Here is a 26210-nt window from a genome sequence, read left to right on the forward strand (position 1 = left end):
ATGTTTGGAACACAACAACGCGGCGTCAACGCCTATGCCAAGGTCGGCCTGGAAACGGGCATCGTTTCGGCCTCGCCGCACAAGCTGATCGTGATGCTGTACGACGGCGCCCTGGTGGCCGTGCTCAGCGCGCAGATGCACATGAAATCGGGCAATGTGCCGGAAAAAGGCAAGTCCATCTCGAAAGCCATCCAGATCATCGACAATGGCTTGCGCGCCAGCCTGGACAAGGAAGCGGGCGGCCAGATCGCCGAAGGCCTCGACGCCCTGTATGAATACATGAGCGCGCGCCTGCTGGCGGCCAACATCCGCAACGATCTGGCCATGCTGGAGGAAGTGCAGCGCCTGCTCACCGACTTGCGCGAAACCTGGAACGCCATCGGCGCCACCCCCGCCGCCATGCCTGGCGCCGACCTGAAACGTATGCCCAGCCTTGCGAGCGCCTGACCCATGATGACCAATCAAGAAGTCCTGACCACCTACGAAGCCATGCAGACCCTGACGGGCCAGATGGTCACCGCCGCCACCAACGCCGACTGGGATGCGCTGGAAGCGCTGGAACAGCGCATCAGTGCGCATGTGGCCGCGCTGAAGGCGAATGAGGAAAAAGTCGTGCTGGAAAGCGCCGGCCGCCAACGCAAAGTCGCCCTGATCAAGCAGATCCTGGAAGACGACCGCAAGATCCGCGATCTGACCATGCCGTGGATGGCGCAATTGTCCAAGCTGATCAGCAGCACCGGCACTGAGCGGCGCCTGGCCAACGCCTACGGCGCGTAAGCGCCCACGGGGCAAGGTCCGCTATCATGTTGCCGAAGATGGATGCGATCGGCATGACGCCCCTGACCCCGGTCAAGCCCACGCGGGCGGCCGACGCCGTCGCCGATCCGCGCCAGGCCGAGTTCCAGCGCTCGCTGCAGGGGCTGATCGGCAAATCCATGCAGGGCCAGGTGCTGGCCCGCATGGGCGACGGCAGCTTCCTCGTGCGCGTGGCCGGCACGCCGGCCCGCATGCAGCTGCCCGCCGGCGCCCAGCCAGGCACGGAAATCCCGCTGACCTTGATCGGCATCAATCCCCGTCCCTCTTTTCAAATCGGCAATAGCCGCGACCAGCCCGCCAGTGCCCTGCTGACGTATGCGGACGCGGAAGCCGAGCCCGAGGCAGCCGAAGCACGTGGCCCCCAGGCTGGCGCCGCCCAAGCGGGCACGCGCGCCAGCAACACGGCCGCCACCCTGCTCAGCCGCGCGCCCCTGACACCGGCCAATCTGCTGCCCGCCCTGGCAAGCGACACGCCCGCGCCCGAGCTGAGCACCACCGCGCGCGCCATCAGCAGCGTACTCAGCCAGGCGGAAAGCGTGCCCGGCGCGCCCCTGTCCCTGGTCGGCAAGGCGCCGCTGATGGCCACACCCGGCGCCGCCCCGGCCCAGGTAGCGCAGAATCTGCGCGATGCCGTCGGCAGCAGCGGCTTGTTCTATGAATCGCATGTGGCCGAATGGGCCGAAGGCAAGCGGCCGCTCGCGTCGCTGCTGCTGGAGCCGCAAATGCAGAAGGCGGCCCAGGGTGAGACGACCAGAACAGGGACCGACCTGGCTTCGGCGCAACTGATCAATTTGCAGCTGCATACGCACGAACAGGCGCGCGTGCAGTGGCAGGGCGAAGCGTGGCCCGGCCAGAAAATGCAGTGGGATATCAGCCGCGATGCGCCGGAAGGCCAGCAGCACGCTGGCACGGAGGCCGACGAGGAAGCGACGGCCTGGCGCAGCAATGTGCGCTTCCAGTTTCCCCTGCTGGGCGACCTGGCCGCGCACGTGGTCTTGCAGGGCGGCCGAGTGGCCATCCAGTTGCAAGCGGGCAGCGAAGGCAGCGCCGGCACCTTGCGCCAGCATGCGGCGGCGCTGGAAGCGTCGCTGGACGCGGCCGGCTGGCCCTTGTCGTCGTTGACGATCGCCGGCAAGCCGGAGGCGGCCGCTGGAGAAGATGATGCTTGACGACACCAAACGCAAGGTGCCGCAGACGGCCGTCGCGCTGGCCTACCAGAGCGGCACGCCGGCGCCAAAAGTGGTGGCCAAGGGCAGCGGCCTGATCGCGGACCAGATCATCAGCACGGCGCGCGAGCACGGCGTCTTCGTGCATGAATCGAAGGAATTGGTGGCACTGCTGATGGATGTCGACCTGGACCGCCAGATTCCGCCCGGCCTGTATCGGGCGATTGCGGAACTGCTGGCCTGGTTATATCATATTGAATCTGCGAATGGCGGGCCGATCCCGCCGCCGCCCGACACCAGCGTCAACCTCACCGATACATAGACAGGCATCAATGCAAGCACATATTATGGATTCCGGCCTCGAAAACTGGCATGATTTTGAAGTGGAATCGCGGCGGGAAATCATCGCCTTGCTGCGCAGCATCAGCGAAAAGAACCAGCTGATCCGCATGCTGATCCACGGTGAATCCGATGTGTGCGTCACTTCCATCCTGGAAGTCGATGCCGAGCACGATAGCGTCATCCTCGACCGTTCCGTGAACGCCGACCAGAACCGGCGCATGCTGGCCGCCAAGGGCATTTCGTTTGAAACCTCGCTCGACAAGATCCGCATCCTGTTTGCCAGCGCCCAGGTGGAAGAGTGCCATTACGGCGGCACGCCCGCCTTGAAAATTGCCATTCCAGAAACGCTGATCCGCTTGCAACGGCGCGAGTATTACCGCATGACGACACCGGTGAGCAATCCTGTGCGCGTCTCGATCCCCCTGCCGCCTTCGCTGGGCGGCGCCGATACCCTGTTCCCGCTGGCCGACATCAGCTGCGGCGGCATCGCCATCCTCGACAATAAACTGATGCTGGGCGAGACCATCGGCAGGGACTATCCCGGCTGCCGCATCGACTTGCCCGACGTCGGCATCGTCACGGCGACTTTGCAAATTCGCAATTCGCTGGACATGACCTTGCTGAACAACAAGCTGAACCGCCGCCTCGGCTGCCAGTTCGTCGACCTGCCGCGCAGCATGCTGGCGCACGTGCAGCGCTATATTACGCGGCTGGAGCGGGAGCGCAATGCACGGATGGCTGGACTCAGCTGATACCCCAGCCGAAAGCTGGGGTCAGACCCGCCGGGTCTGACCCCGGAATTTGCCTTTGGGGTAAATTAAACTTTACACCTGCATATTCATGATCTCGTGATACGCAGAAACCAACTTGTTTCTCACCTGCACCGTCGCCTGGAATTCGATGCTCGACTTTTGCATCGATACCATCACGTCCGACAGGCTGACCTTTTCGTCGCCCATGGTAAAGCGCTGGCCCAGTGCCGACGAGGCCTTTTGCGCGCCGCTCACGGAGTCGAGCGCGCTCTTGAAGGCATCGGCAAAATTCACCTTCGCCGCCGGCAGCTCGGTCTGGATCGCCGGTATTTTCGCCTCCGGCCGCGTGGCCGCCGACTTCAGTTGCGCGATCATCGCCTCGATCCTGCTGCTATCGATACCGCCTGTTTTCACTTTGCCTCCCGATTCTGGTCTGCTTCATATCTGTTCCATGCCTGTTGCACCCAGAGAACAAAACCCTGGCTTGCAAGGCAACGACGGGTACAATAACTTCCGTCACATGTTGCCAGGGTTCCACAATACCAGCGTCAACGCCAGCCGCTCGGCCGAGCAGGCGGCAAAAGCGCCTTCTATTTGGACGATTGAAGCGCGTGACAGTGGCGGATAATTCTGCATATCGCCCCTCCTCCCGAGGAAGCGGCCCCCGCTCATTACCAAACATACGCGCCCTGGAAGGCAATCATGGCTGTAGCCGAAGAAATCGATGTGAACCGCATACCCCCGGAACCGGCGCCTGCCCGCTCGCCCGTGGAGTCCGTGCAAGCCTTCGCCAAGACGCCGATGGGCAAGAATTTCCTGCGCGGCCTGGGCGTGGCGGCACTGGTAGCCATCGGCGTGGCCCTGTACATGTGGAACCAGCCGCCCGAATACAAAGTCCTGTTCTCGAACTACACGGACCGCGATGGCGGCGCCATCACCGCCTCGCTGGACCAGCTGGGCATCAAGCACAAGTTTTCCGAAGGCGGCGGCGCCATTCTCGTGCCATCCGAACAAGTCCACGACGCGCGCCTGAAACTGGCCGCGCAAGGTTTGCCGAAGGGCGGCAACGTGGGCTTCGAGCTGATGGAAAACCAGAAGCTGGGCGTGTCGCAATTTCTGGAACAGGTCAATTTCCAGCGCGCCCTCGAAGGCGAACTGGCCAAATCGATCGAATCGGTGTCCGCCGTCGACACGGCGCGTGTCCACCTGGCGCTGCCCAAACCATCCGTCTTCGTGCGCGAACAGCAAAAACCGACGGCGTCCGTGCTGCTGAACCTGCATCCGGGCCGCGGCCTCGATCAGTTGCAGGTGAGCGCCATCGTGCACCTGGTGGCGTCCAGCGTGCCGGAGTTGCTGCCAATCAATGTCACCGTGGTCGACCAGGCCGGCACCCTGCTGTCGAACCAGGAAAAGGACAAGGACCGCGCCAACGGCATCAAGAGCCTGGACCCGAACCAATTAAAGTACGTGCAGCAATTGCAGCAAAGCGTGATCAAGCAGGTCGAATCGATCTTGCTGCCCATCGTCGGCGAAGGCAATGTGCGCGCCGAAGCGACGGCCGATGTCGATTTTTCGCAAAGCGAGCAGGCGGCCGAGACCTACAAGCCCAATTCGCCGCCGGAAGCGTCGACCATCCGCAGCCAGCAAACGAGCGAATCGACGGGCGCCGGCAATGCCAACCCATCCGGCGTGCCGGGCGCGCTGTCGAACCAGCCGCCAGGCGTGGCGACGGCGCCGTTGACGGCCGAGGCGCCTGGTGCACCGGGCGGCGCGCCGACGGCGCCGACACAGAAGGAATCGACGACGAATTATGAAGTCGACAAGACCGTGCGCTACGAGCAGAAATCCATGGGCGGCTTGCGCCGCCTGTCGGTGGCCGTCGTAGTCAACTATCGCCGTACTTTCGACAAGGATGGCAAGGTCACGGTCAAGCCGATTTCCCCTGCCGAAATGGTGCAGATCAATAATCTGGTCAAGGAAGCGATGGGTTACAACAAGGAACGCGGCGACAGCTTCAGCGTGGCCAACTCGCCCTTCGACGGCATCGACCGCGCGCCGGAAGGCAAGCTGGAGTGGTGGCGCGACCCGGCCAACTTGCCGCTGGCCAAGGAATTGGCGAAATTCCTCATCACGGCCCTGATCCTGCTGTATATCTTCATCAAGATCGTGCGCCCGATGCTGCGCCCCGTGATGCGCAAGATCGACGATTTCGGCGCCCCGCCGCCCGTCATCGAACCGGAACTGGCCAAGACGGACGAAGAAAACGAAGTCCTGCTCAGCGAAGCGGAGCTGGAAGAGCTGGAAGAAGATACGGCGCGCGGTTATCGCGAAAACCTGGCGATGGCCAGAAAACTGGCGCAGGAAGACCCGCGCGTGGTGGCCAACGTAATCAAAGCATGGATAGGCAATAATGACTGAGACAACGGGACTGCAAAAAGCATCGATCCTGATGCTGGCACTGGGCGAGAGCGAAGCGGCCGAGGTCATGAAATTCCTCGGGCCGCGCGAAGTGCTGAAACTGGGCGCCGCCATGGCCACCATGAAGGGCATCGCGCACGAGCAGGTGGTCGAGGTGCTCGGCGACTTCCGCGCGCAGACGGAACTCAATTCCACCGTCGGCCTCGATTCGGACGAATACATCCGGCAAGTGCTCACCAAGGCGCTGGGCGACGACAAGGCGTCCGTGCTGCTGTCGCGCATCCTGGGCGGCAAGGATGCGTCCGGCATCGAATCGCTGAAGTGGATGGATTCGCAATCCGTGTCCGAGCTGATCCGCAACGAACACCCGCAGATCATCGCCACCATCCTCGTCCATCTGGAGCGCGACCAGGCCTGCGAAATCCTCGGCCATTTCACGGACCGCCTGCGCAACGACGTGGTCTTGCGCATCGCCACCCTGGACGGCGTGCAGCCGGCCGCCTTGCGCGAACTCAACGACGTGCTGACGAAACTGCTGTCGGGTAACGAAAACATCAAGAAATCGTCGCTGGGCGGCGTGCGCGCCGCGGCCGAGATCCTGAACTTCATGAGCGGCGAGCAAGAAGGCTCGGTCATGGACAATATCAAGAACTACGACAATGACATGGCGCAAAAGATCATGGACGAAATGTTCGTGTTCGACAACGTGATCGATATCGACGACCGCGGCATCCAGTTGCTGCTGCGCGAAGTGCAGTCGGAAATGCTGATCATCGCCCTGAAAGGCGCCTCGCAAGAGCTGCGCGACAAGATCTTCAAGAACATGTCGCAGCGCGCCGGCGAGATGATGCGCGAAGACCTGGAATCGAAAGGCCCCGTGCGCCTGTCGGAAGTGGAATCGCAGCAGAAACAGATCCTGCAGATCGTGCGCCGCCTGGCGGACGAGGGGCAGATTGTCCTAGGCGGAAAAGGCGAGGATTCGTTTGTCTAACTTGATTCCCAAAGAGCAGCAAACCGCCTACCAGCGCTGGGAAATGACCTCGTTTGGCGACGAGCGTCCCAGCGTGGTGGCGGCGCGCAAGCTGCTGGAACCGGATCCCGAACCGGAATTCGATCCATTTGCCGAGCTGCAAGAGGAAGAGCCGGCCCCGCCGCTCGAATATCCGACGCAGGAAGAGCTCGACGCCATCCGCGAGGAAGCGCGCGCCACGGCCTTCGACGAAGGCCGCGCGGCCGGCTATGCGGAAGGCCACGCGGCCGGGCATGCCGACGGCCATGCCGAGTCGTATGCGCAAGGCAAGGCGGCGTCCGCCGTGGAACTGGCGCACCTGCAAACCATCGCCGTCGACTTCGGCACGGCCGTGCAGCAGGCCGACGAGCTGATCGCCAACGACGTCATGGAACTGGCCTTGCAACTGGCCAAGGGCATGCTCAAGACGGCCTTGCCCGTGCGCCCCGAGCTGATGCTGCCGATGGTGCGCGAAGCCATCGAATACTTGCCTGTGCTACAACAACCGGCCTTGCTGATGCTCAACCCGGAAGACGCGCAAGTGGTGCGCGACGGCATCGGTGATGAGCTCGACAAGGGTGGCTGGCGCGTCATCGAAGACCCCAGCGTGGAACGCGGCGGTTGCAAGATCGACACGGCCAGCAACCAGATCGACGCGCAGACGTCCACCCGCTGGCACCGCCTGACGCACGCGCTGGGCAAAGACCTGGACTGGCTGGCGCCGTGAGCGAGCCCGTCAAAGGACCGACTGCCCATGCGGCGCGCTGGCGCGCCTACCTGAGCGACTGTACGGCCGTGGTCGGCTTTGTGGAACCGATGCAGATTTCAGGCCGCGTCACGCGCGTGGCCGGCCTGGTGATGGAAGCGGTGGGCCTGCGCCTGGCCGTCGGCGCCGCCTGCACCGTGCCGCTGCCCAATGGCGGCCGGGTCGAAGCGGAAGTGGTGGGATTTGAAGGCGAGCGCCTGTTTTTGATGCCGCAAAGCGACGTCGAGGGCATCGTGCCCGGCACGCGCGTGTTTTCCGTCGAACCGGCCATTCCCCGCCCCGGCAGCGTGGCGCACCCGCGCCGCCGCCCCAGCGACCGCGCGCGCCACCTGCCCGTGGGGCCGCAACTGCTGGGCCGCGTACTCGACGGCGCGGGCCGCCCGCTCGACCAGCTCGGTCCGCTGCACACGACCGACAGCGCCCCCATCAATGTACGCCCCGCCAATCCGCTGGGCCGCGCCCCCATCGTCGACACGCTCGACGTGGGCGTGCGCTCGATCAACGCCATGCTGACCGTGGGCCGTGGCCAGCGCATGGGCCTGTTCGCCGGTTCCGGCGTCGGTAAAAGCGTGCTGCTGGGCATGATGGCCCGCTACACGGAAGCGGACGTGATCGTCGTCGGCCTGATCGGCGAACGGGGACGCGAAGTAAAAGAATTCATCGAGCAAATCCTCGGCCCCGAAGGCCTGGCCCGTTCCGTCGTTGTGGCCGCGCCGGCCGACACGCCGCCGCTGATGCGCCTGCAAGGGGCCGCGTATGCGACGGCGATTGCCGAACACTTCCGCGACCAGGGGCAAAACGTGCTGCTGATCATGGATTCGCTGACCCGCTACGCCATGGCGCAGCGCGAAATCGCCCTGGCCATCGGCGAGCCACCGGCCACCAAGGGCTATCCGCCGTCCGTCTTCGCCAAGCTGCCCGTGCTGGTGGAGCGGGCCGGCAATGGCGAGGAAGGCGGCGGCTCGATCACGGCCTTCTACACCGTGCTGACCGAGGGCGACGACCAGCAGGATCCGATCGCCGACTCGGCGCGCGCGATTCTCGACGGCCACATCGTGCTGAACCGCCGCCTGGCCGAAGCGGGACACTATCCGGCCATCGACATCGAGCAATCGATTTCGCGCGCCGCCCACTCGATCACCACGCACGAACACCAGCAGCAGGCGCGCAAGCTGAAACAGCTGTATTCGCGCTATGAACGCAGCCGCGACCTGATCAGCGTGGGCGCCTACAGCGCCGGCACCGACCCCGTGCTGGACCAGGCGATTGCCCTGCATGAAAAGATCGAGGCGTTTTTACAACAGCAAATCACGGAGCGGGTCAGCATGGACGAGAGCTTGGGGCAACTTACCGCTCTATTCGACTGATTAGGGCTTGCATAGCGGGAATATAATCAGCCATGGCCTCTCCTTCCCAACTTGCAACCCTGATCGACCTTGCCCAGCGCGAAACGGATGACTGCGCCAAGCGCCTGGGCGCGGCCCTGAAAGCGCTCGACGATTGCCGCCAGAAGCTCGACATGCTGTCCGGCTACCGCGACGATTACGCCAAGCGCTTCGAGGCAAGCATGAGCAGCGGCATTACGCCCATGGCTTACCGCAACTTCCAGGCCTTCATGGTCAAGCTCGACAGCGCCATCCTGGGCCAGCAGCAAGTGGTCGAGCATGCGCAGGCGCGCAGCGACAATGAAAAGATGCGCTGGCAGCTGGCCGAACGCAAGCGCATGTCCTACACCACCCTGAACAACCGGGCGCAGGAACAGGCGCTGAAGCTGGAAAACAAGCGCGACCAGAAAGCAATGGATGAGCACGCGGCGCGACAAGCCTATTACAAACGCTAAGCAACACTGAGGCAGCATCATGCAAACCCAGCCAACACCGATTTCCCAGATTATCTCGTCGAACGCCACGCCGGGTGCCGCCAACCGCAGCCAGCCGTCCACCAGCGGCACGGCGGGCGACTTCCAGCGCACCCTGAACCGCCAGATCGAGCAACGCCAGGCCAGCCGCAATATGGCGCAAGCGCAAATACAAACGCCTGCGCCGGCGCCGGCAGCTCGTCCCGCCAGCCCCGCCGCCACGCAGGCACCCGCCCAGGCGCCAGCGAACGAAGCGAAAGCGGCGCAAGCAGGCACCGAACAGGCGGCCAGCAGCGAACAGCCGCCCGCGCAATCGAGCGAGGCAGCAACACCCGCCACCGCCGACAGCGCCCCGGCCGAAGCCAGCGTGCCCGCCGCCCCCGCCGCGACAGTCACGCCGCCAGCCGATCCGGCCGCCGAAATGCTGGCCCTGGTAGGCAGCATCCAGCTGGCCATCCAGCCACCGGCAGCAGCCGCCAAGGCCGTACCGGAACTGCCGGCGCGCGCCAGCATCAAGGCAGAAGGCAAGAATCCGGCAACGGGCCCCCTGCTGGCAGCCGGCCAGGGCAGCGGCAAGGCTGCCGCCACCGTCGCCGCGCAAGCGGACAGCGGCGACTTTGCCGACAGCCTGGGCCAGGCCCAGGGCAAGGCTGCCGCCACACCGGGCGCCAGCGTGCCGACCGGCAAGGCCGAACCTGGCAAGCTGGCCATCGACGCGCAGCTGGCAGCCACCGCCAAGGCGGGCGCTGCCGTGGCCGAACCGGTCCTCAAGGAAACCCCTGCCGACCTGAGCCGCCTGGCGGCCCAGTTGCAGCCGGGCGCGCTGCAGCAGGCCGCGGCCGCCGTGGCCGTGCCGGCCGACAAGCTGACGGGCCGGGTCGGCACGCCGGCCTGGGACCAGCAACTGGGGCAGAAAGTCGTGTGGATGGCCGCTGGCGGCGACCAGAGCGCCACCCTGACCCTGAATCCGCCCGACCTGGGCCCCGTGCAAGTGGTACTGACGGTTACCAATGACCAGGCCGATGCCGCCTTCATGTCGGCCCAGCCGGAAGTGCGCCAGGCGCTGGAGGCGGCCATGCCGCGCCTGCGCGAAATGATGAGCGAAGCGGGCATCGCCTTTGGCAGCGCCACCGTCTCGGCAGGTACGCCGGAACAACAAAACAATGGCGAGCGCGCCGCCTCGGGCGAACGCCGTGGCAATGGCCAGGGTGGCGGCGTGGTCGCCATCGCGCCGGCGACAGGCGGACGCAGCCGGCCCAGCCTGAGTGCCGTGGATACCTTTGCCTGAGGATAATTCGTCGTCCGCAAGCCACTGGCGCGCCCCACGGCGTAACTTTTCGTCTAAAAACAGCGAGTTGAGGGCGCTTCCGCCCTCTTTTCACTGCATCCTTCTGCGCAGAATTTGCCGATAATGACATAATGGCGTCGTGATCCACTTCCATGCACTCGAGTACCATTGAAAGCAAATCCAAAAATGAAAGCAGATCCGAAAGCAGATGCAGGCCTGGCTCCCGCCGGGGCCTCGAAAAAGAAGCTTCTGATCATCGTGCTGGCCTCGGTGCTGGTGGCTGGCGGTATCGGTGGCGGTGCCGCCTGGTACTTCCTGCATGGCAAGGCCGATAAAGAAGAATCGGCACCGAGCAAGAAAAAACATGCCGCTTCCAAGGCAGGTCCGCCCGTCTTCGTGCCCATCGATGCCTTCACCGTCAATTTGCAGCCGGAAAATGGCGAGCAATACCTGCAAATCGCGTTCACCTTGCAGGCCAGCAGCCCGGAAGAAATGGACTTGATCAAGATCAACATGCCGAAAGTGCGCAGCCGCTTGTTGCTGCTGCTGTCCGGCAAAAAGGCGTCCGAACTCAATACCGTGGAAGGCAAGCAGCAACTGGCGGCCGAAATCATCAATCAGGTGAACCAGCCGTTCGAGGACAAAGGGCCGGAGCAGGACGTGACGGACGTATTATTTACCGCATTCATCATTCAATAAGCAGCCATGGCCGATAATTTCCTCTCCCAGGAAGAAGTCGATGCCCTACTCAAGGGCGTCAACGGAGACCAGGACGACGCGCAGGCGCCGGAAGATGTCACGGGAGTTCGTACCTACAACCTGGCAACCCAGGAGCGCATCGTGCGCGGCCGGATGCCAACGTTGGAAATTATCAACGAGCGTTTCGCCCGGCTGCTACGCGTGGGCCTGTTCAACTTCCTGCGCCGCAGCGCCGAAGTGTCGGTCGGTTCCGTGCGCGTGTCGAAATACAGCGAGTTCATCCGTAACCTGGTGGTGCCGACCAACCTGAACTTGGTGCACATGAAGCCGTTGCGCGGCACGGCCCTGATGGTCTTCGATCCGGGCCTCGTGTTCCTGCTGGTCGACAACCTGTTCGGCGGCGACGGACGCTTCCATACGCGCGTCGAAGGGCGCGACTTTACGCAGACGGAGCAGCGCATCATCCTGCGCATCCTCGACATCGTCTTCGAAGCCTATACCAAGTCGTGGGAACCGGTCTTCCCCGTCGAGTTCGAATATATCCGTTCAGAAATGAACACGCAGTTCGCCAACATCGCCACGCCGAACGAGGTGGTGGTGGCGTCCACGTTTACGGTGGAATTGGGCTCCGTTTCCGGACAAATCCACTTCTGCATGCCGTATTCGATGATCGAGCCGATCCGCGATTCGCTGACCTCGAGCCTGCAGGGCGAGGCGCTGGAAGTGGACAAGCGCTGGATCCGTTTGATGACGCAGCAGATCCAGATCGCCGAAGTCGAGCTGGTGGCTTCGCTGGGCACGGCGCGCGTGTCATTCGATGAAATCCTGAACATGAAGGTGGGCGACATCATCCCGCTGAATATTCCCGAACTGATCGCCGCGACCGTCGACGGCGTGCCCGTGATGGATTGCACGTATGGCGTGTTGAACGGACAATATGCCTTAAAGGTTGAAAAGTTGTTGGCCAATGCCGATAACATGAATAACCACTAAATAAATACCCGGGCCGCGTTGCGGTCCGTATCTGTACAACAGGAGAAACACATGTCTGACAACCAAGACGACCAAAGCGCGGAAGACGATTGGGGCGCGGCCATTGCCGAGCAGGCCAAGGCGGAAGCCGAAGCGCTGCAGAACCAGGCCGCCAATACGGCCAGCGCGGCCAGCGCCGCCGTGTTCAAGGACTTTTCCAAGCAGGCATCGAAGTCGGAAACGCACAACGATATCGATTTCATCCTCGATATCCCGGTGCAGCTGACGGTCGAACTGGGCCGCACCAAGATCGCCATCAAGAACCTGCTGCAACTGGCGCAGGGTTCCGTGGTCGAGCTCGACGGCCTGGCCGGCGAACCGATGGACGTGCTGGTGAACGGCTGCCTGATCGCCCAGGGCGAAGTGGTGGTGGTCAATGACAAGTTCGGCATCCGCCTGACCGACATCATCACGCCTTCCGAACGCATCCGAAAATTGAATAAATGAAGCCTGGCCTGTTGATTTCCACCATGTTGCCGCTGATGGCGGCATGCAGCATTGCCCTGGCTGAAGCGCCAGCCGCGTCCGCACCAGCGGCGGCCAGCGCTTCCGTCGCGCTGGCAAGCGAGACACCGCCTGCCGCAGCGGCGCCAGCAGCCTCACCTGCCACTACAGCTGCTACCTCGCCTGCCGCCGCCCTGCCCGCCATGCCGCCCGGCGCACCGATGACGATGGCGCCGACCAGCTCGGCCGGCAGCCTGCTGCAAACCATCTTCGCACTCGTGTTCGTGCTGGCCCTCTTGATCGGCCTGGCCTGGTTCATGAAACGCTATGGCCCCAAGGTCATGGGCGGCAACAACAAGATGCGCGTCGTCAGCTCGCTCAACCTGGGCGGACGCGAACGCATCGTCCTCGTCGAAGTGGCCGACCAGTGGATCGTCGTCGGCGCCTCGCCCGGCAGGATCAACGCGCTGGCCACCATGCCGCGCCAGGAAGGCGATCTGCCGCAACTGGCCACGGCGCAAAACGGCCCCGCGGCCGCCAATTTTTCCGAGTGGCTGAAACAGACCATCGAAAAACGCAATGGGAAATAAGCAGCAGATGGCGTGGTCCACCTTGAAGACTCCTTTGACCTGGCTGCTGGCGGCCGCCGCCCTGGCCTTGCCGCTGTGGGCCATGGCCCAGCCGGGCATCCCGGCCTTCAACAGCACGCCGGCGCCGGGCGGGGGCCAGAATTACTCGTTGCCGGTGCAGACGCTCATCCTGATGACGTCGCTCACCTTTTTGCCGGCGGCCTTGCTGATGATGACCTGCTTTACGCGCATCATCATCGTGCTGTCCCTGCTGCGTCAGGCCATCGGCACGCAATCGGCGCCGCCGAACCAGGTGCTGGTGGGCCTGGCCCTGTTCCTGACCCTGTTCGTCATGGGCCCCGTGTTCGACAAGATTTATACGGATGCCTACCAGCCCTATCAGGAAAACAAGATCACCATGCAGCAGGCGATGGACAAGGGCGTCGATCCCCTGAAAACCTTCATGCTCAAGCAGACGCGCCAGGCCGACCTGGCCCTGTTCGCCAAGATGTCGCGCTCGCCGGCCCTGCAGGGTCCCGAAGACGTGCCGCTGCGCATCCTCGTGCCCGCCTTCGTCACCAGCGAACTGAAGACGGCGTTCCAGATCGGCTTTGCCATCTTCATCCCGTTTTTGATCATCGACATGGTGGTCGCCAGCGTGCTGATGTCGATGGGTATGATGATGATGTCGCCCGCGACGATCTCGCTGCCGTTCAAGCTGATGCTGTTCGTGCTCGTCGATGGCTGGCAGTTGCTGCTGGGCTCGCTGTCACAGAGTTTCTACTAGGGGAAGTACGATGACACCCGAAAGCGTCATGACCCTGGGCCGCCATGCGATGGAAATCACGCTGATGGTGGCCGCGCCCATGCTGCTCGTCGCCCTCATCATCGGCTTGATCGTGAGTATTTTCCAGGCGGCCACGCAGATCAACGAGGCGACCCTGTCCTTCATCCCGAAGCTGGTCGGCATTTTCGTCGCCCTCGTCGTGGCCGGCCCGTGGATGCTGTCCGTCATGCTCGACTACATGCGCCAGGTGTTTACGGGCATCCCGAACCTGGTGGGCTAGTGCAGCAAACGTTGCCATGCTGACCCTGTCCAGCATCGAACTGAACACGTGGATCGCAGCGCTGCTGTGGCCGCTTAGCCGCATCCTCGGCCTGATCGCGGCCGCCCCGCTGTTCGGCAACGCATCCGTGCCGGCCACCGTCAAGGTGACCCTGGGCGCGCTGCTGGCCATGATCATCGCCCCCACGGTGCCGGCCTTGCCTGCCGTCAACCCGATGTCCTTGCCCGGCTTGTTGATCCTCACGCAGGAGATGCTGGTGGGCCTGGCCATGGGCTTTTCCATCCGCATCGTGTTTTCCGCCATCGAAATGGCCGGCGAGATCAGCAGTCTCACCATGGGCCTGGGCTTCGCCTCGTTCTTCGACCCGCAAACCAAGGGCCGCTCTTCCGCCATCAGCCAGTTCCTCGTCATGCTGGCCACCCTGATGTTTTTGACCGTCAACGGCCACCTGGTCTTGCTGGCGGCGCTGGCGGAAAGCTTTGTCAGCCTGCCGATCTCGTCGAGTCCCATCAGCGGCGGCGGTTTCCAGCAATTGGCGGCCTGGGGCGGAGAAATCTTCCGTTCCGGCCTGCAAATTTCGCTGCCCATCATCGCCGCCCTGCTGCTGACCAACGTGGCGCTGGGCATCCTGACGCGCGCCGCGCCGCAGCTGAACATTTTCGGTATCGGTTTTCCCGTCACCCTGGGCGTGGGCTTGCTGGTGATCAGCATGGTCCTGCCCTACCTGGCCACGCCGTTCCAGAACATGTTCCTGCGCGGCATAGAAACGGCGCGTCTGCTGCCGCGCGGCTTTGCCACGCGCGACCGGCCACCGCCGCCCGCGCCGCCGAACCCCTTGCGCCCGGCACTGCCTGCGCCCGCGCCGCTGCCGCCCGCGCCCTGATCCGGGCTACCAGCCCAGCGCGTGACGCAGCAGCAGCGCCGACAGTACGAACATGGTGATACCAATCAAGCCATCGAGCACTTGCCAGGCCCGGGGCCGCGCAAACCACGGCGCCAGCCAGCGCGCGCCAAATCCCAGCGAGGCAAACCACAGCAGGCTGGCCGCGCTGGCGCCGGCGATAAACCAGGCGCGCAGCGCGCCCGGCTGCTGGGCGCCGATACTTCCCACCAGCAATACCGTATCCAGATACACGTGGGGGTTGAGCAAGGTAAACGCCGCCGCCTGGGCCAGGATGGCAGCCAGGCCCAGTTGCGCCCCGCCTTCGGCCGCGCGCAACTGCTGGGGACGGCGCGCGCGCCGCAGGGCTTGCCAAGCGTAGACGGCCAGGAAAGCGGCGCCGCCCAGCGCCAGCGCGCTGGCCAGCAGGGGACGCTGCCCCAGCGCACTGGCCATGCCCAGGACGCCGGCGGCAATCAGCGCCGCGTCGGCCAGGGCGCAAAACAGCACGATGGCGCCCACGTGTTCGCGGCGCAAGCCTTGCCGCAAGACAAAGGCATTTTGCGAGCCGATGGCAACGATGAGTCCCAGGCCCAGGGTCAAGCCCTGGAGAAAGACGGAAAAAACGAGTGGTGTGGTGGCGGTCGGGAGTGTCATGCGGCGATCTTGCCAGCTGCACGTAATGAAGGCAAACTACCTTTTCTATTGCCAGTTAAGAAAAACTTCATTCATGCTCGATTATGCCGCCCTCGCCGCCCTGGCCGCCGTCATCCGCGAAGGCAGTTTCGAGCGCGCCGCGCGCGCCTTGCACGTGACGCCATCGGCCATTTCGCAGCGCATCCGCCTGCTGGAAGAGCGCGTCGGCTGCGCCTTGGTGATACGCGACCAGCCCTGCCGCGCCACGGAGACGGGCCGCCGCCTGTGCCAGCACGTGGACCAGGTGCAGTTGCTGGAACAGGATTTGCAAGGTGCCTTGCCGGCGCTGGCGGCACAGGGGCCGTCGCGCGCCAGCGTGCCCATCGCCGTGAATGCCGACAGCCTGGCCACCTGGCTGGCGCCCGCCATCGCCGACTTCGCGGCCGCACACCCGGTGCTGCTGCAAGTGGCCGTCGACGACCAGGACCATACGGCCGAGTGGCTGCGCAGCGGCGCCGTGCTGGCGGCCGTCAGCGCCACGGCCCGCCCCGCATCGGGCTGCAACAGCCGTCCGCTGGGCGCCATGCGTTACCTGGCGGCCGCCAGTCCCGCCTTCATGCAGCGGCATTTTGCCCACGGCGTGGGCGCCGCCAGCCTGGCGCTGGCGCCCAGCCTCGTCTTCAATACCAAGGACGAGCTGCAATCGCGCTGGGTGCGGCGCCTGTGCCACCGGCATGTGGAATTGCCGCGCCACACCCTGCCTTCGTCGCACGCCTTCGTCACGGCCGCCCTGGCCGGCATGGGCTGGGGCTTGCATCCGCAGGCGCTGATCCAGCCCCATCTCGACAATGGCAGCCTGGTCGAACTGTTGCCGGACTCGCCCCTGGACGTGCCCCTGCACTGGCACACGGCGCGCGCCGCGTCCAGCCTGCTCGACGGCTTGAGCGGCGCCATCCTGTCCGCCGCCCGCAACAGCCTGCTGCCACCCCGATAGCCAGCCTCAGGGCTGGTCGCTGCCGAATGCAAGGCGCAGCGCCGTCCAGGCTTGCACGGTGGCGGCCATCGTGCGGACGCAAAAAAGCCGGGGCGGGAGATGTGCTCCCTGCCCCGGCTTGCCGCTCATCCGATGCGGGCCGCCTACCTGATGTAATTGAACAGCGACAGTCCCGAGATGGACGTGAAGGACTTCTGCGCCGCCTGCAGGGTGATCTGCTGCTGGCTGAACAGGGAAATCGCCTTCACCATGTCCAGGTCCTGCAAGCCGGACAGGGTGCTCGCATATTGCAGGTCGAGGTCGTCGCCGGCGCTGTCGAGCGTGTCGAGTTCCTTCAGGCGCGAACCGACTTCCGCGCGCACCGACAGCACGTTGTCGTAGGCCGTGTCGAGAATATCGTGCGCCGTGTTCAGGCTGGCCGTCAGGCGCGCCTGCCCTGCGTCGCCCGAGGCCGGTTCGCCCAGCGCACCGATCAGGTTGGTAATCGTGGTAAAGATCGATTCCTTGCCGCTGGGCTCCAGGGTGAACTTGTCCAGATCGGCCGGCTTGCCCGCGACATTGACTTGCTGGCCGTCAAAGTTGATGGCGTCGCCCGATTTATAGGCCACCGGCACGGCGGGATTCGGGATGGTCTGGCCCAGGGTCACGTCCGTCACGGTATAGGTCGTCTTGGCATCCGTGCCCGTGCCCGTCACCTGGAAGTCGATCGTGTACTTGTGTCCCGTCAGCTTGGTGGGATCGGTGACGGTGCCGCCGGAAATGATGCCGGCCCCGCCGCGCGCGAAGTTGCCCGGATCGGCCGCCGTGGTGAACTTGCCATTGCCCGTCAAATTATTCTCGAACACGGCCGCGCCCGAGTCGCTGGTGGCCAGGTAGCGCGCCGAGCCCACTTGCAACTCGCGCTGGCCCTGGTCGCCCACGTAGGTGGCGCCGCCCGGCGTCTGGCTGAACGGTTGCGTCGTCGATTTGTAGCCGGAAAACAGATAGCCGCCCGCGTTGTCGGACGTGTTGGCGATGCCCATCAGGTCGGTCAGGCGGCCCTTCAGCTCCGTGGCCAGGCTCTGGCGGTCGATATCCTTCAAGGCAGGATTACCGGCCTTCAACACCAGATCCTGCACGTCGGCGATCAGCGAGGTCGTGCTGGCCAGGGCCAGCTCTTCCTGCGAAAGAAAATTCTTGGCGTTCGAGCGGTTCGTCACGAATTGCGTATTGATCGATTGCGATTGCGTCACTTCCAGCGCGCGCGCCGAGGCGATCGGGTCATCGGCCGGCGTCAGGTTGCGGCGATTCGCCGACAGCTGCATCTGGGTGCGGTTCAACGCGCCCTGCAGATTGTTCAGCTGCGTGCTGCCCGCGTCATAGATCATTTTGGTACTGATGCGCATGATGCTGCCCTTCCTGATGGCGGCGGGGCGCTATGCGCCGCCGCCTGAATAATTAACGTCCGAGGCCGATGACCACGTCGAACAGGGTGCTGGCGATCTGCATGACCTTGCCGCAAGCCTGGTAGGCTTGCTGGTAGCGCAACAGGTTGGCCGCCTCTTCATCGAGGTTGACGCCGGAGACGGCCTGCTGCTGCGTGCTGGTTTGTTGCAATAGCGCAAGACTGGCCAGGCCGCTGACTTGCACTTCGCGCGTCTTGTTGCCGACATAGCTGACGGTTTCCGCGTACGAACCCTGGAACGTGGCCTTGCCGCCATCGAGAATGTTTTTCGTCTGCAAGCCTGCCAGCAAGGCGGCATTGCGGCTGTCGCCCACGCCGCCCGAGTTCGGCGCGATGGTGAATTTGTCGCCTTGCGCGGGCGCGCCCGTCATGTTGAAGTTGATGCCGCCAAAACTGAAGCTGTCGCCTTCCGTGTACGGGATGTTCGCCGTGCCGGCCGGATACGTGGTGGTCGCGCCGTTCAAGCCTTTCACCGTCACGGCCTGGCCCGCAGGGAAACCCGACAGCGAGGTGGTCGCCTTGTCGTACGTCAAGGTGACGGTACTCGTCAAGGCATTGCCCGGCGTTAAATACGCCTTGTCCACGCTACCCAGGCCGAGCTTGCCGCTGCCCGTGTTGCTGACGGGCGCGCCCGTGGCGATCGGCGCGCCGGCGGCCAGCTTGTTGCGGTCGGTAATCGCCACGGCCAGGTCGGAAGCGCCGTGCGCGGTCGGCCTGACCATGAAGTTGTCGCCTTCGGCGGCCGCGCCCGTGATCGAGAAATCCACGCCATCGATGGTCTGCGGCACGGTTTGCGGATACGGGTTGATGGTTGTTTTCGCGCCGTCGCTCTGGCGCGTCACCACGTAATTGGCGCCGTCATACTTGACGGCATAGTCGCTGGCCGTCAGCTTGGTCGGATCGCTGACCTTGGCCGACACCACGGTCGTGCTGGTCGCGTTGTTGCGGTAGTCGGCGCCGATGACGGGATCGGGCAACTTGAAGAAGTCGGCCCCCATCTCGCCATTCAAGTCCTGGCCCAGCTTGTGCTGTTCATTGAAGGTGGAAGCCAGTGCGATGGCGACCTTGCCCAGCGAATTCTGAATGCGGTCCAGGCTGCCGCTGCGAAATTCCAGCAAGCCGCCCAGCGAGCCACCGCTGAGGGAGCTTTCCGACAGCTTGGTGACGCTCGTCCCCGTCACATAGCCCACATCCAGGCGGCTCGGATCCGTCGGCGATGGCGTGGTGGCCAGTTCAAAATTCTTCTCGCCCACCACCAGTGGCTGGCCCGAGCCAATCGAGACGGTAATCGAGTTGCCGGCGCCCGGCTGAACCGTTGCCTTGACGTATTTGTTCAGCTCCGTGATCAGCTGGTCGCGCTGGTCCAGCAAATCGTTGGGCTGATTGCTTTCATTCACGGTCAGGTTGGTAATCGAGGTATTCAGTTCCGCGATCTGCTTGGCGTAGGAATTGATCACCTTGACGTTCGACGTAATCTGCGAATTGACGCCGTCGCCGATTTCCGTCAGGCGCGCGCTGAGGCCCTGGAAGCGCGCCGTCAGCGAGTTTGCGCTCGACAGCAATGCCTGGCGCGACGACACGGACGAGGGATTCGAGCTGAAATCCTGCACGCCCTTGAAGAAATCGGCCATCGCCGGCGACAGCCCGGCCGTGGGATCGGCCAGCATATTGTCGATCTGGCTGATCTGCGTGTAATACGCGTCGAGCGAACTGGTGGCCGACTGCGCGCCATTCACCTGGGCCGCCATGAAACCGTCGTACTGGCGCTTGACTTGCGATACCTCGGTACCATTGCCAACAAAGCCATAACCTGCATTGTTGAACTGCGCCGTCTGCTGCAGCACCACCTGGCGGTTGTAGCCGTCCACGTTGGCATTGGTGATGTTATGCCCGGTCGTCGACAGGCCCACCTGCGCTGCAAGCAAACCGCTCTTACCGATGCTGAGTAGATTCGAAGTCATGGTGTCTTATTGGTTACTGTCATGAGTATTTACGGCAGGCGCGGCGAAAACTTGAAGCGCGCGGCCTGCACAGGGGTGCGGCGTGTTACTAGCCGACCAGCGAATTCTTGATAATTTTTGTCAATTTGGCAGCGTAATTCGGGTCCGTCGCGTAGCCGGCCTTTTGCAAGCCGTGGGCGAACGTGCTGGCGTCGCCCGCGCTGGCCAGGACTTTCTCGTAGCGCTTGTTGTTCGTAATCAACTGCGCATAATCCTTGAAGCTGTCCGCGTAGCTGTCATAGGCGCGGAATTTTTCCACCTTGCGCTGCGCCTTGCCATTCACATATTCCGTCGTGACGGCTTCCGTGACCTTGCCCTTCCAGTCGCTGGAAGCCTTGATGCCGAACAGGTTGTGGCTGCTGCTGCCGTCGCGGGCGATGATTTCGCGCTTGCCCCAGCCCGTTTCCAGCGCCGCCTGGCCCAGCATGAACTTGGCCGGGATGCCGGTGGCGCGGCTGGCTTCTTCCGCATGCACGCCCAGTTTTTCCTGGAAGGCGCGCACGTGCGGCGCCTGCGTGGCGTTGGCCTTCTCGCTCAGGGTCTTGCCGGTGGCGGCGGCGCCGCTTGCGCCCTCCGTCAGGGCGCCCTGCTGCTGGCGGAAGGCGGCCAGCGCCTGCGCCATGCTCGACGAGCGGGGCGACGGCGCTTCGGCGCCATCGGCGGCCAGCGCCTGGTTCGACGACGACAACTGGCGGATCAGCACGTCCGCCAGGCCCGTGCCCCGCTTGGCCAGGTTCTGGCTCGTCTGCTGATCCAGCATCGAGGTGTACATCTTGCTTTGCTGGCTATCCATGATGCCGTCCTGCGGCGTGGCTTCGCGCATGCTTTTCATCATCATGTTGATGAACATGGCTTCAAATTGCGTGGCCGCCTCTTTCAGGGCGGCAGGGTCCTTCGCCTTGGCGGACTGGCGCAAGCCATCCATGCCCTTGACGTCGTAGGCGGCGGTATTGCTGAGGTCGGTTTGGCTGATCATGGCGTGTCCATCAAATGATTTCAAGTTCGGCGCGCAGCGAACCGGCCGCTTTCATCGCCTGCAGGATGGCCAGCAAGTCTTGCGGCGAGGCGCCGATGGCGTTCAGGGCTTTCACCACCTCGGACAGCGAGGCGCCGCCCTTGACCAGCATGACCTTGCCCGGTTCCTTCTTGATATCGATCTGCGCCGTCTGCGTGACCACCGTGCGTCCGCCCGACAAGGGCGCCGGCTGGCTCACTTGCGGCTCGACATTGATGGTGACGGACAGGTTGCCGTGCGAAATGGCGCACGTTTCCAGGGTCACGGACTGGTTCATCACGACGGAACCGGTGCGTGCATTCATGATGACCTTGGCCGCCAGGCGGGCCGGATTGACTTCGATGCTTTCCAGCTGGCCCAGGAAGGATACGCGCTGGTCGCTGCCGCTGGGCGACTGCACCTGGATCACGCGGCCGTCGAGCGCGGCGGCCGTGCCGGCGCCGTAGCGGCTGTTGATGGCGTCGACCACGCGGCTGGCGGTGGCAAAATCGGTGGCGTTCAATTCCAGGCGGATGGTGTTGTTGGCGCCCAGCGCCGAAGGCACGCTGCGCTCGACGGTCGCACCGCCCGAGATGCGTCCCACGCTCAGGTGATTGATGACAACGGAGCTGCCGGCCGCCTGCGCGCCCACGCCGCCCACCAGCACGTTACCTTGCGCCATGCCGTACACCTGGCCGTCGGCGCCCTTCAAGGGCGTCATCAACAAAGTGCCGCCGCGCAAGCTTTTCGCATTGCCCATCGACGACACCGTCACGTCGAGCAACTGGCCCGGCTGGGCAAACGCGGGCAAGGCCGTCGTCACCATCACGGCGGCCACGTTTTTCAGCTGCAAACTGGTGCCTTGCGGCAAGTTGATGCCTTGCTGCTGCAGCATCGCCGCCACGCTCTGGATGGTAAATGGCGTTTGAGTGGTCTGGTCGCCGCTGCCGTCGAGGCCGACGACGAGGCCATAGCCCATCAGCTGATTCTGGCGCACGCCGGCGATGCTGGCCAGGTCCTTGATGCGTTCGGCCTGCGCCACGGGCGCCAGCAGGGCGACGGTCAGGCCGAAAATGGCGGCAAAGCGGGGGAAGGTGAAAGTGGCCATGATCAGAATGGCAGCAGGCTGAGGAAGAAGCGCGAGGCCATCGAGGCCATTTCGGCGCGGTCGATCTGGCTGTTGGTGCGGTATTCGACGCGCGCTTCGGCCACCTGGGTCGAGGGCACGACGTTGCCCGTGCCGATGGTGTCCGGATTGACCATGCCCGAGAAGCGGATGAATTCCGTGCCCTTGTTCATGGCGATCTGTTTTTCGCCGGCGACGATCAGATTGCCGTTCGGCAGCACTTCAATCACCGTCACGCCGATCACGCCGCTAAAGGTGTTGCTGGCGGACTGGTTGTCGCCATCGGCAAATTTCGTCGCGCCATTCGCCGCCACGCTGCCGCCCAGGCGGCCTTGCAACATGCCCGGCGTGCTGAAGCCCACACTGCCCGACTTGTTGCCGGAACTGGCGCCCGCCTTGACGGCGTTCGTGCGCTCGGTGATGGCGATCGTCATGGTGTCGCCCACGTGGCGCGCGCGGCGGTCTTCGAAGGCGGGACGGTAGGTCGACGGCTGGTAGATGGAGCCATTGTTGACGACCACCGGTTCCGGCATCGGTGCGCGCGTGGAGGTCGGATATTGCACGATGGACGTAGGCGTGATGGCGCAGCCGGACAGCAGGACTGCAGAGAACAAGGCGATGATGGGGTATTGCATGGCGAACCTCCGCTGCCATCCGGCGGCGGATGGCATGACGACTATGAAAATTAAAGTTGCGACAATTTCTGCAGCATTTGGTCGGATGTGGTGATGGCCTTGCTGTTGATCTCGTAGGCGCGCTGCGTCTGGATCATGTTGACCATTTCCTCGGCCACGTTGACGTTCGATGTCTCGATATATCCCTGCATCAGCACGCCGGCGCCGTTCGTGCCCGGGGTGTTGGTTTGCGCCACGCCGGAAGCGCCCGTTTCCATGTACAGGTTTTCGCCCTTCGATTCCAGGCCGGCCGGGTTGACGAAGGTGGTCAGTTGCAGCGAGCCGATCTGCGATGGCGCCACCGTGTCGGGCAAGGTGACGGACACCGTGCCGTCGCGCGCCACGGTCAGGCTCAGCGCATTGGTCGGCACGGTGATGGCGGGCTGGATGACGAAACCTTCGGACGTCACCAGCTGGCCGTTGGCGTCCGTCTGGAACGAGCCGTCGCGCGTGTAGGCGGTGGCGCCGTCCGGCATCAGCACCTGGAAGAAACCCGTGCCGTTGACCATCACGTCGCGCGAATTGCCCGATGCCTGGGGATTGCCCTGCGTATGGATGCGTTCGGTCGCCACGGTGCGCACGCCGGTGCCGATCTGCAAGCCCGATGGCAGCTGGGTTTGCTGCGACGATTGCGCGCCAGGCTGGCGCACGTTTTGATACAGCAAGTCTTCAAACACGGCGCGTGACTTCTTGAAGCCCGTGGTGCTGACGTTGGCCAGGTTATTGGCGATCACGTCCATCTGCGTCTGCTGCGCTTCCAGGCCGGTTTTGGCAATCCAAAGGGAACGAATCATGATTTTTCTCCAATAACAGCGCTAGTCAGCTCTGTAGACTATTTCTATGTGACCATTATGCGGTGGCCCCCATCAATTCAAAGCGAGGATCTGGGTGGCTTTCGCCGCGTTATTCTCGGCATTCTTCAACAAGCTCATTTGCGTTTCGAACTGGCGCGCCAGGGCGATCATGCTGACCATGGAGTCGACTGGGCTGACATTGCTGCCTTCCAGCGCGCCGGTCGTCAGCTTGACGGCCTGGTCGGCTTGCGCCACCGTGCCATCCTTCAGGCGGAACAGGCCGTCGTCGCCGCGCACCAGTTGCTGCTCGGGCGGATTGACCAGCTTGATGCGTCCCAGCACCGTCGATGGCCCTGGCGGCACGTCGGTGGAAATCGTACCCACCGTGCCGTCGCTGGCAATGGCCACCGTCACGCCGGGCGGAATCGCCATGGGACCCGTATCGCCCTGCACCATCAGGCCCGACTGCGTTTGCAGCATGCCGTTTTCATTGAGCTTCAAGGCGCCGTTGCGCGTGTAGGCTTCGGAACCGTCGGCCGACTGCACCGCGATCCAGCCGCCATTTTCCACGGCCACGTCGAGCGCGCGGCCCGTGTGCTGCATCGGACCTTGCGTGAAATCGGAACCGACCGTCGAATCGACGACGAAGGTGCGCGTCGGCATCATGCCGTCGGCCACCACGGGCACGGCGCGGAACGAATCGAGCTGGGCACGGAAACCCGTGCTGGTGGCGTTCGCCAGGTTGTTCGCCGTGGTCGCCTGCTTGTCGAGGATGTGCTTGGCGCCCGAGCCGGCGGTGTAGATGAGACGGTCCATGTGTTTTCTCCGTGCAAAACGAAAGCCGGGAGCCATCCGGCAGAACGGCTCCCCTTACTCTTAGCGCAGGTTGACGAGGGTCTGCAGGACCGAGTCCTGCGTCTTGATGGTCTGCGCATTCGCCTGGTAGGCGCGTTGGGCCGTGATCATGTTGACCAGTTCCGCCGTCAGGTCGACGTTCGACACTTCCACCGCCGAGGCGCGCAAGTTGCCCAGGTTGCCCGTCTTGGGCTCGGCCGTGACGGGCTTGCCCGAAGCCGAGCTTTCCACCCAGGCGTTATTGCCCAGCGGTTCCAGGCCGTTCGGGTTGACAAAGTTGCTCAACACCACTTGGCCCAGGCTGCGCGTCTTGCCATTGTTGTACTGGCCCTGGATGATGCCGTCGTCGCCCACGATGAATTGACTCAGCTGGCCGGCCTTGTAGCCGTCCGCTTCCGTTTTCTTTTCCGCCGTGGCGCTGCCCAGCTGGGTCGACTTGGTGAAGTCGACCTGGACCGACAGGGTCGGATTCGCGCCCGTGGCCGGGAAGATTGGCAGGTTGACGGTGACGGGCAGGGTTTGCGGCGGCGTCAGGGCCAGCATGGCGGCCCGGTCCAGGGTGCCGAGGGTGTTGAAGACCAGCGAACCGGTCTTGACGGCTGGCACATTGGTGACGGCACGGATGGCCGCGTCGATCTGGTCGGGCGTGCGGCTTGAGTTGATGCCATTCGGCACGGCACTGCCATAGGTGGCGGCGATGGCGGCCAGTTGCGCCGGTGTGGCGCCCGCGGCGGCGGCGGCGGCCGAGACGGCGGCACCGGCAGCATTGCCGTAGGCGACGGCGGCGGCCGTCACATTCGCCGGCACCAGCGGCACGGCCGTGGCGGCGGCCTGGTAGGCGGCGCGCGCGGCCAGCGAGGCGGCGTCCGTCTGCAGGGCGGCCGCTGCCTTCATGCTGGTCACTTCCGTGCCGTCCATGGCCGAGTAGACATCCCAGGTGTTGGTGCCCGTCTTGACGTAGAAATTCGACATGATGTGGGAATTACCCAGCGAATCGAAGACTTCCACGGGAAACGACTTGCCGTACGAGGTGTCTTCCGTTGTCTTGAACGGCACCGTGGTCGGCATGGCCGTATTCGAATTGAGGTTGACTTCCGTGCTGATCTTGGTCGTTGCCTGGGGCTTCATGTCCGACTGGTCGATCTGCAGGGGCACCATGGCGCCGGCGACGATCTTGCCGTTGGCGTCGGCCGGATAGCCGGTCAGCTGCGCCAGCTGGGCGTTGACGATGAAGCCGCTCTTGTCGACCTGGAACTGGCCATTGCGCGAGTACTGGATGGCGCCGTTGACGCTGGTACGGAAGAAGCCGGCGCCATTGATGGCGATGTCGAGGGGATTCGACGACGATTCCAGGTTACCCTGGTTAAATTGCTGGGCGATTTGCGACACCGACACGCCGATCCCCGCCTGGTTGCCGCCCACGCCATACAGCGAGTTGGCATAAATGTCGGCGAACTGGGCCTGCGACTGCTTGAAACCTACGGTCGACGAGTTGGCGATGTTGTTACCGATGACGTCCAGCGATTTGGCGGCGCCATTCAAGCCGCTCAGGCCTTGTTGGAAAGACATTGTGTTCTCCTGGTAGAA

Annotated in this window: 30 protein-coding genes; 20 read left to right on the forward strand and 10 right to left on the reverse strand. The window is 63.8% G+C overall.

Translation table 11 applies throughout. The annotated features are described in order from the left end of the window. The 5 genes from fliS to FG13_RS12725 are packed head-to-tail and all read left to right on the forward strand — an operon-like array spanning nt 1 to nt 3076. The gene (gene fliS / locus FG13_RS12705) at nt 1-447 is read left to right on the forward strand and encodes a flagellar export chaperone FliS (protein WP_035821338.1); all 447 of its coding nucleotides are present in this window, start codon (nt 1-3) and stop codon (nt 445-447) included. A gap of 3 nt (nt 448-450) precedes the next feature. Further along, nucleotides 451-777, forward strand: coding sequence for a flagellar protein FliT (locus FG13_RS12710; RefSeq protein WP_035821340.1), 327 nt, complete (start codon nt 451-453; stop codon nt 775-777). A 26-nt stretch (nt 778-803) separates the two neighbouring features. Further along, entirely contained in the window at nt 804-1985 is a 1182-nt protein-coding gene (gene fliK / locus FG13_RS12715) for a flagellar hook-length control protein FliK (protein ID WP_035821342.1), read from the forward strand. Further along, nucleotides 1978-2304 (forward strand): EscU/YscU/HrcU family type III secretion system export apparatus switch protein, encoded by a 327-nt coding sequence (locus FG13_RS12720; RefSeq protein WP_035821344.1) that lies wholly within the window; start codon nt 1978-1980, stop codon nt 2302-2304. The genes fliK and FG13_RS12720 overlap by 8 nt, the downstream gene beginning before the upstream one ends. Nucleotides 2305-2329: 25 nt before the next feature. Further along, on the forward strand, nt 2330-3076 hold the full coding sequence (locus tag FG13_RS12725) for a flagellar brake protein (protein WP_081922563.1): 747 nt from the start codon (nt 2330-2332) through the stop codon (nt 3074-3076). Between the two features lie 72 nt (nt 3077-3148). On the opposite strand, the gene fliE is transcribed toward FG13_RS12725, so the two are convergent. Further along, nucleotides 3149-3451 (reverse strand): flagellar hook-basal body complex protein FliE, encoded by a 303-nt coding sequence (gene fliE, locus FG13_RS12730; RefSeq protein WP_217916886.1) that lies wholly within the window; start codon nt 3449-3451, stop codon nt 3149-3151. On the opposite strand from fliE, the gene FG13_RS30930 reads away from it, so the two are divergent. The 14 genes from FG13_RS30930 (at nt 3348) to fliR (ending at nt 15109) form a co-directional block, all read left to right on the forward strand. Then, nucleotides 3348-3704, forward strand: coding sequence for a hypothetical protein (locus FG13_RS30930; RefSeq protein WP_217916889.1), 357 nt, complete (start codon nt 3348-3350; stop codon nt 3702-3704). The genes fliE and FG13_RS30930 overlap by 104 nt on opposite strands. 74 nt (nt 3705-3778) lie before the next feature. Next, entirely contained in the window at nt 3779-5494 is a 1716-nt protein-coding gene (gene fliF / locus FG13_RS12735) for a flagellar basal-body MS-ring/collar protein FliF (protein WP_035821349.1), read from the forward strand. Next, complete coding sequence (fliG, locus tag FG13_RS12740; RefSeq protein WP_034754023.1) at nt 5487-6485, forward strand: flagellar motor switch protein FliG; 999 nt, start codon at nt 5487-5489, stop codon at nt 6483-6485. The genes fliF and fliG overlap by 8 nt, the downstream gene beginning before the upstream one ends. 43 nt (nt 6486-6528) lie before the next feature. Next, complete coding sequence (locus FG13_RS12745; protein ID WP_051959609.1) at nt 6529-7230, forward strand: flagellar assembly protein FliH; 702 nt, start codon at nt 6529-6531, stop codon at nt 7228-7230. 89 nt (nt 7231-7319) lie between these two features. After that, nucleotides 7320-8636: a flagellar protein export ATPase FliI gene (fliI, locus tag FG13_RS12750; protein WP_233516143.1), complete on the forward strand. Its 1317-nt coding sequence runs from the start codon at nt 7320-7322 to the stop codon at nt 8634-8636. 32 nt (nt 8637-8668) lie between these two features. After that, a complete protein-coding gene (gene fliJ, locus FG13_RS12755; protein ID WP_035821358.1) occupies nt 8669-9109 on the forward strand; it encodes a flagellar export protein FliJ in 441 nt (146 codons plus the stop codon). A 19-nt stretch (nt 9110-9128) separates the two neighbouring features. Next, on the forward strand, nt 9129-10415 hold the full coding sequence (locus tag FG13_RS29020) for a flagellar hook-length control protein FliK (protein WP_051958991.1): 1287 nt from the start codon (nt 9129-9131) through the stop codon (nt 10413-10415). Nucleotides 10416-10601: 186 nt separating this feature from the next. Next, nucleotides 10602-11114: a flagellar basal body-associated protein FliL gene (fliL, locus tag FG13_RS12765; protein WP_035821361.1), complete on the forward strand. Its 513-nt coding sequence runs from the start codon at nt 10602-10604 to the stop codon at nt 11112-11114. A 6-nt stretch (nt 11115-11120) separates the two neighbouring features. Then, nucleotides 11121-12107, forward strand: a complete 987-nt coding sequence (gene fliM, locus FG13_RS12770; RefSeq protein ID WP_034754035.1) for a flagellar motor switch protein FliM — start codon at nt 11121-11123, stop codon at nt 12105-12107. A 51-nt stretch (nt 12108-12158) separates the two neighbouring features. Continuing rightward, nucleotides 12159-12593 (forward strand): flagellar motor switch protein FliN, encoded by a 435-nt coding sequence (gene fliN, locus FG13_RS12775; protein ID WP_034754038.1) that lies wholly within the window; start codon nt 12159-12161, stop codon nt 12591-12593. Then, nucleotides 12590-13180 (forward strand): flagellar biosynthetic protein FliO, encoded by a 591-nt coding sequence (gene fliO, locus FG13_RS12780; RefSeq protein WP_035821363.1) that lies wholly within the window; start codon nt 12590-12592, stop codon nt 13178-13180. Before fliN ends, fliO begins: the two co-directional genes overlap by 4 nt. A 7-nt stretch (nt 13181-13187) precedes the next feature. Next, nucleotides 13188-13946, forward strand: coding sequence for a flagellar type III secretion system pore protein FliP (gene fliP / locus FG13_RS12785; protein ID WP_370385431.1), 759 nt, complete (start codon nt 13188-13190; stop codon nt 13944-13946). A gap of 10 nt (nt 13947-13956) precedes the next feature. Continuing rightward, on the forward strand, nt 13957-14226 hold the full coding sequence (gene fliQ, locus FG13_RS12790) for a flagellar biosynthesis protein FliQ (protein ID WP_035821365.1): 270 nt from the start codon (nt 13957-13959) through the stop codon (nt 14224-14226). 16 nt (nt 14227-14242) lie between these two features. Beyond that, complete coding sequence (gene fliR, locus FG13_RS12795; protein WP_035821367.1) at nt 14243-15109, forward strand: flagellar biosynthetic protein FliR; 867 nt, start codon at nt 14243-14245, stop codon at nt 15107-15109. Nucleotides 15110-15115: 6 nt separating this feature from the next. Here the strand turns inward: fliR and FG13_RS12800 are convergent, their stop codons facing one another. Further along, nucleotides 15116-15763, reverse strand: a complete 648-nt coding sequence (locus tag FG13_RS12800) for a LysE/ArgO family amino acid transporter (protein ID WP_035821369.1) — start codon at nt 15761-15763, stop codon at nt 15116-15118. Between the two features lie 73 nt (nt 15764-15836). On the opposite strand from FG13_RS12800, the gene FG13_RS12805 reads away from it, so the two are divergent. Continuing rightward, on the forward strand, nt 15837-16736 hold the full coding sequence (locus FG13_RS12805) for a LysR family transcriptional regulator ArgP (RefSeq protein ID WP_035821371.1): 900 nt from the start codon (nt 15837-15839) through the stop codon (nt 16734-16736). 143 nt (nt 16737-16879) lie between these two features. On the opposite strand, the gene flgL is transcribed toward FG13_RS12805, so the two are convergent. From flgL to FG13_RS12845, 8 genes are all read right to left on the reverse strand, one after another. Continuing rightward, a complete protein-coding gene (flgL, locus tag FG13_RS12810) occupies nt 16880-18121 on the reverse strand; it encodes a flagellar hook-associated protein FlgL (RefSeq protein ID WP_035821373.1) in 1242 nt (413 codons plus the stop codon). A gap of 52 nt (nt 18122-18173) precedes the next feature. Continuing rightward, nucleotides 18174-20141 (reverse strand): flagellar hook-associated protein FlgK, encoded by a 1968-nt coding sequence (gene flgK / locus FG13_RS12815; protein WP_051958993.1) that lies wholly within the window; start codon nt 20139-20141, stop codon nt 18174-18176. An 88-nt stretch (nt 20142-20229) separates the two neighbouring features. Further along, nucleotides 20230-21156 (reverse strand): flagellar assembly peptidoglycan hydrolase FlgJ, encoded by a 927-nt coding sequence (flgJ, locus tag FG13_RS12820; RefSeq protein ID WP_035821376.1) that lies wholly within the window; start codon nt 21154-21156, stop codon nt 20230-20232. A gap of 10 nt (nt 21157-21166) precedes the next feature. After that, nucleotides 21167-22282 (reverse strand): flagellar basal body P-ring protein FlgI, encoded by a 1116-nt coding sequence (locus FG13_RS12825; RefSeq protein ID WP_035821379.1) that lies wholly within the window; start codon nt 22280-22282, stop codon nt 21167-21169. 2 nt (nt 22283-22284) lie between these two features. Beyond that, complete coding sequence (locus tag FG13_RS12830; RefSeq protein WP_035821382.1) at nt 22285-22935, reverse strand: flagellar basal body L-ring protein FlgH; 651 nt, start codon at nt 22933-22935, stop codon at nt 22285-22287. Nucleotides 22936-22985: 50 nt separating this feature from the next. Then, nucleotides 22986-23768, reverse strand: coding sequence for a flagellar basal-body rod protein FlgG (gene flgG / locus FG13_RS12835; RefSeq protein WP_034754070.1), 783 nt, complete (start codon nt 23766-23768; stop codon nt 22986-22988). Between the two features lie 72 nt (nt 23769-23840). Continuing rightward, entirely contained in the window at nt 23841-24584 is a 744-nt protein-coding gene (locus tag FG13_RS12840; RefSeq protein WP_035821385.1) for a flagellar basal body rod protein FlgF, read from the reverse strand. Between the two features lie 60 nt (nt 24585-24644). Next, entirely contained in the window at nt 24645-26192 is a 1548-nt protein-coding gene (locus FG13_RS12845; protein ID WP_035821388.1) for a flagellar hook protein FlgE, read from the reverse strand. Nucleotides 26193-26210: the final 18 nt, after the last annotated feature.

The sequence above is a fragment of the Janthinobacterium sp. RA13 genome, assembly GCF_000745325.1.
GTDB classification, from domain to species: domain Bacteria; phylum Pseudomonadota; class Gammaproteobacteria; order Burkholderiales; family Burkholderiaceae_D; genus Janthinobacterium; species Janthinobacterium rivuli.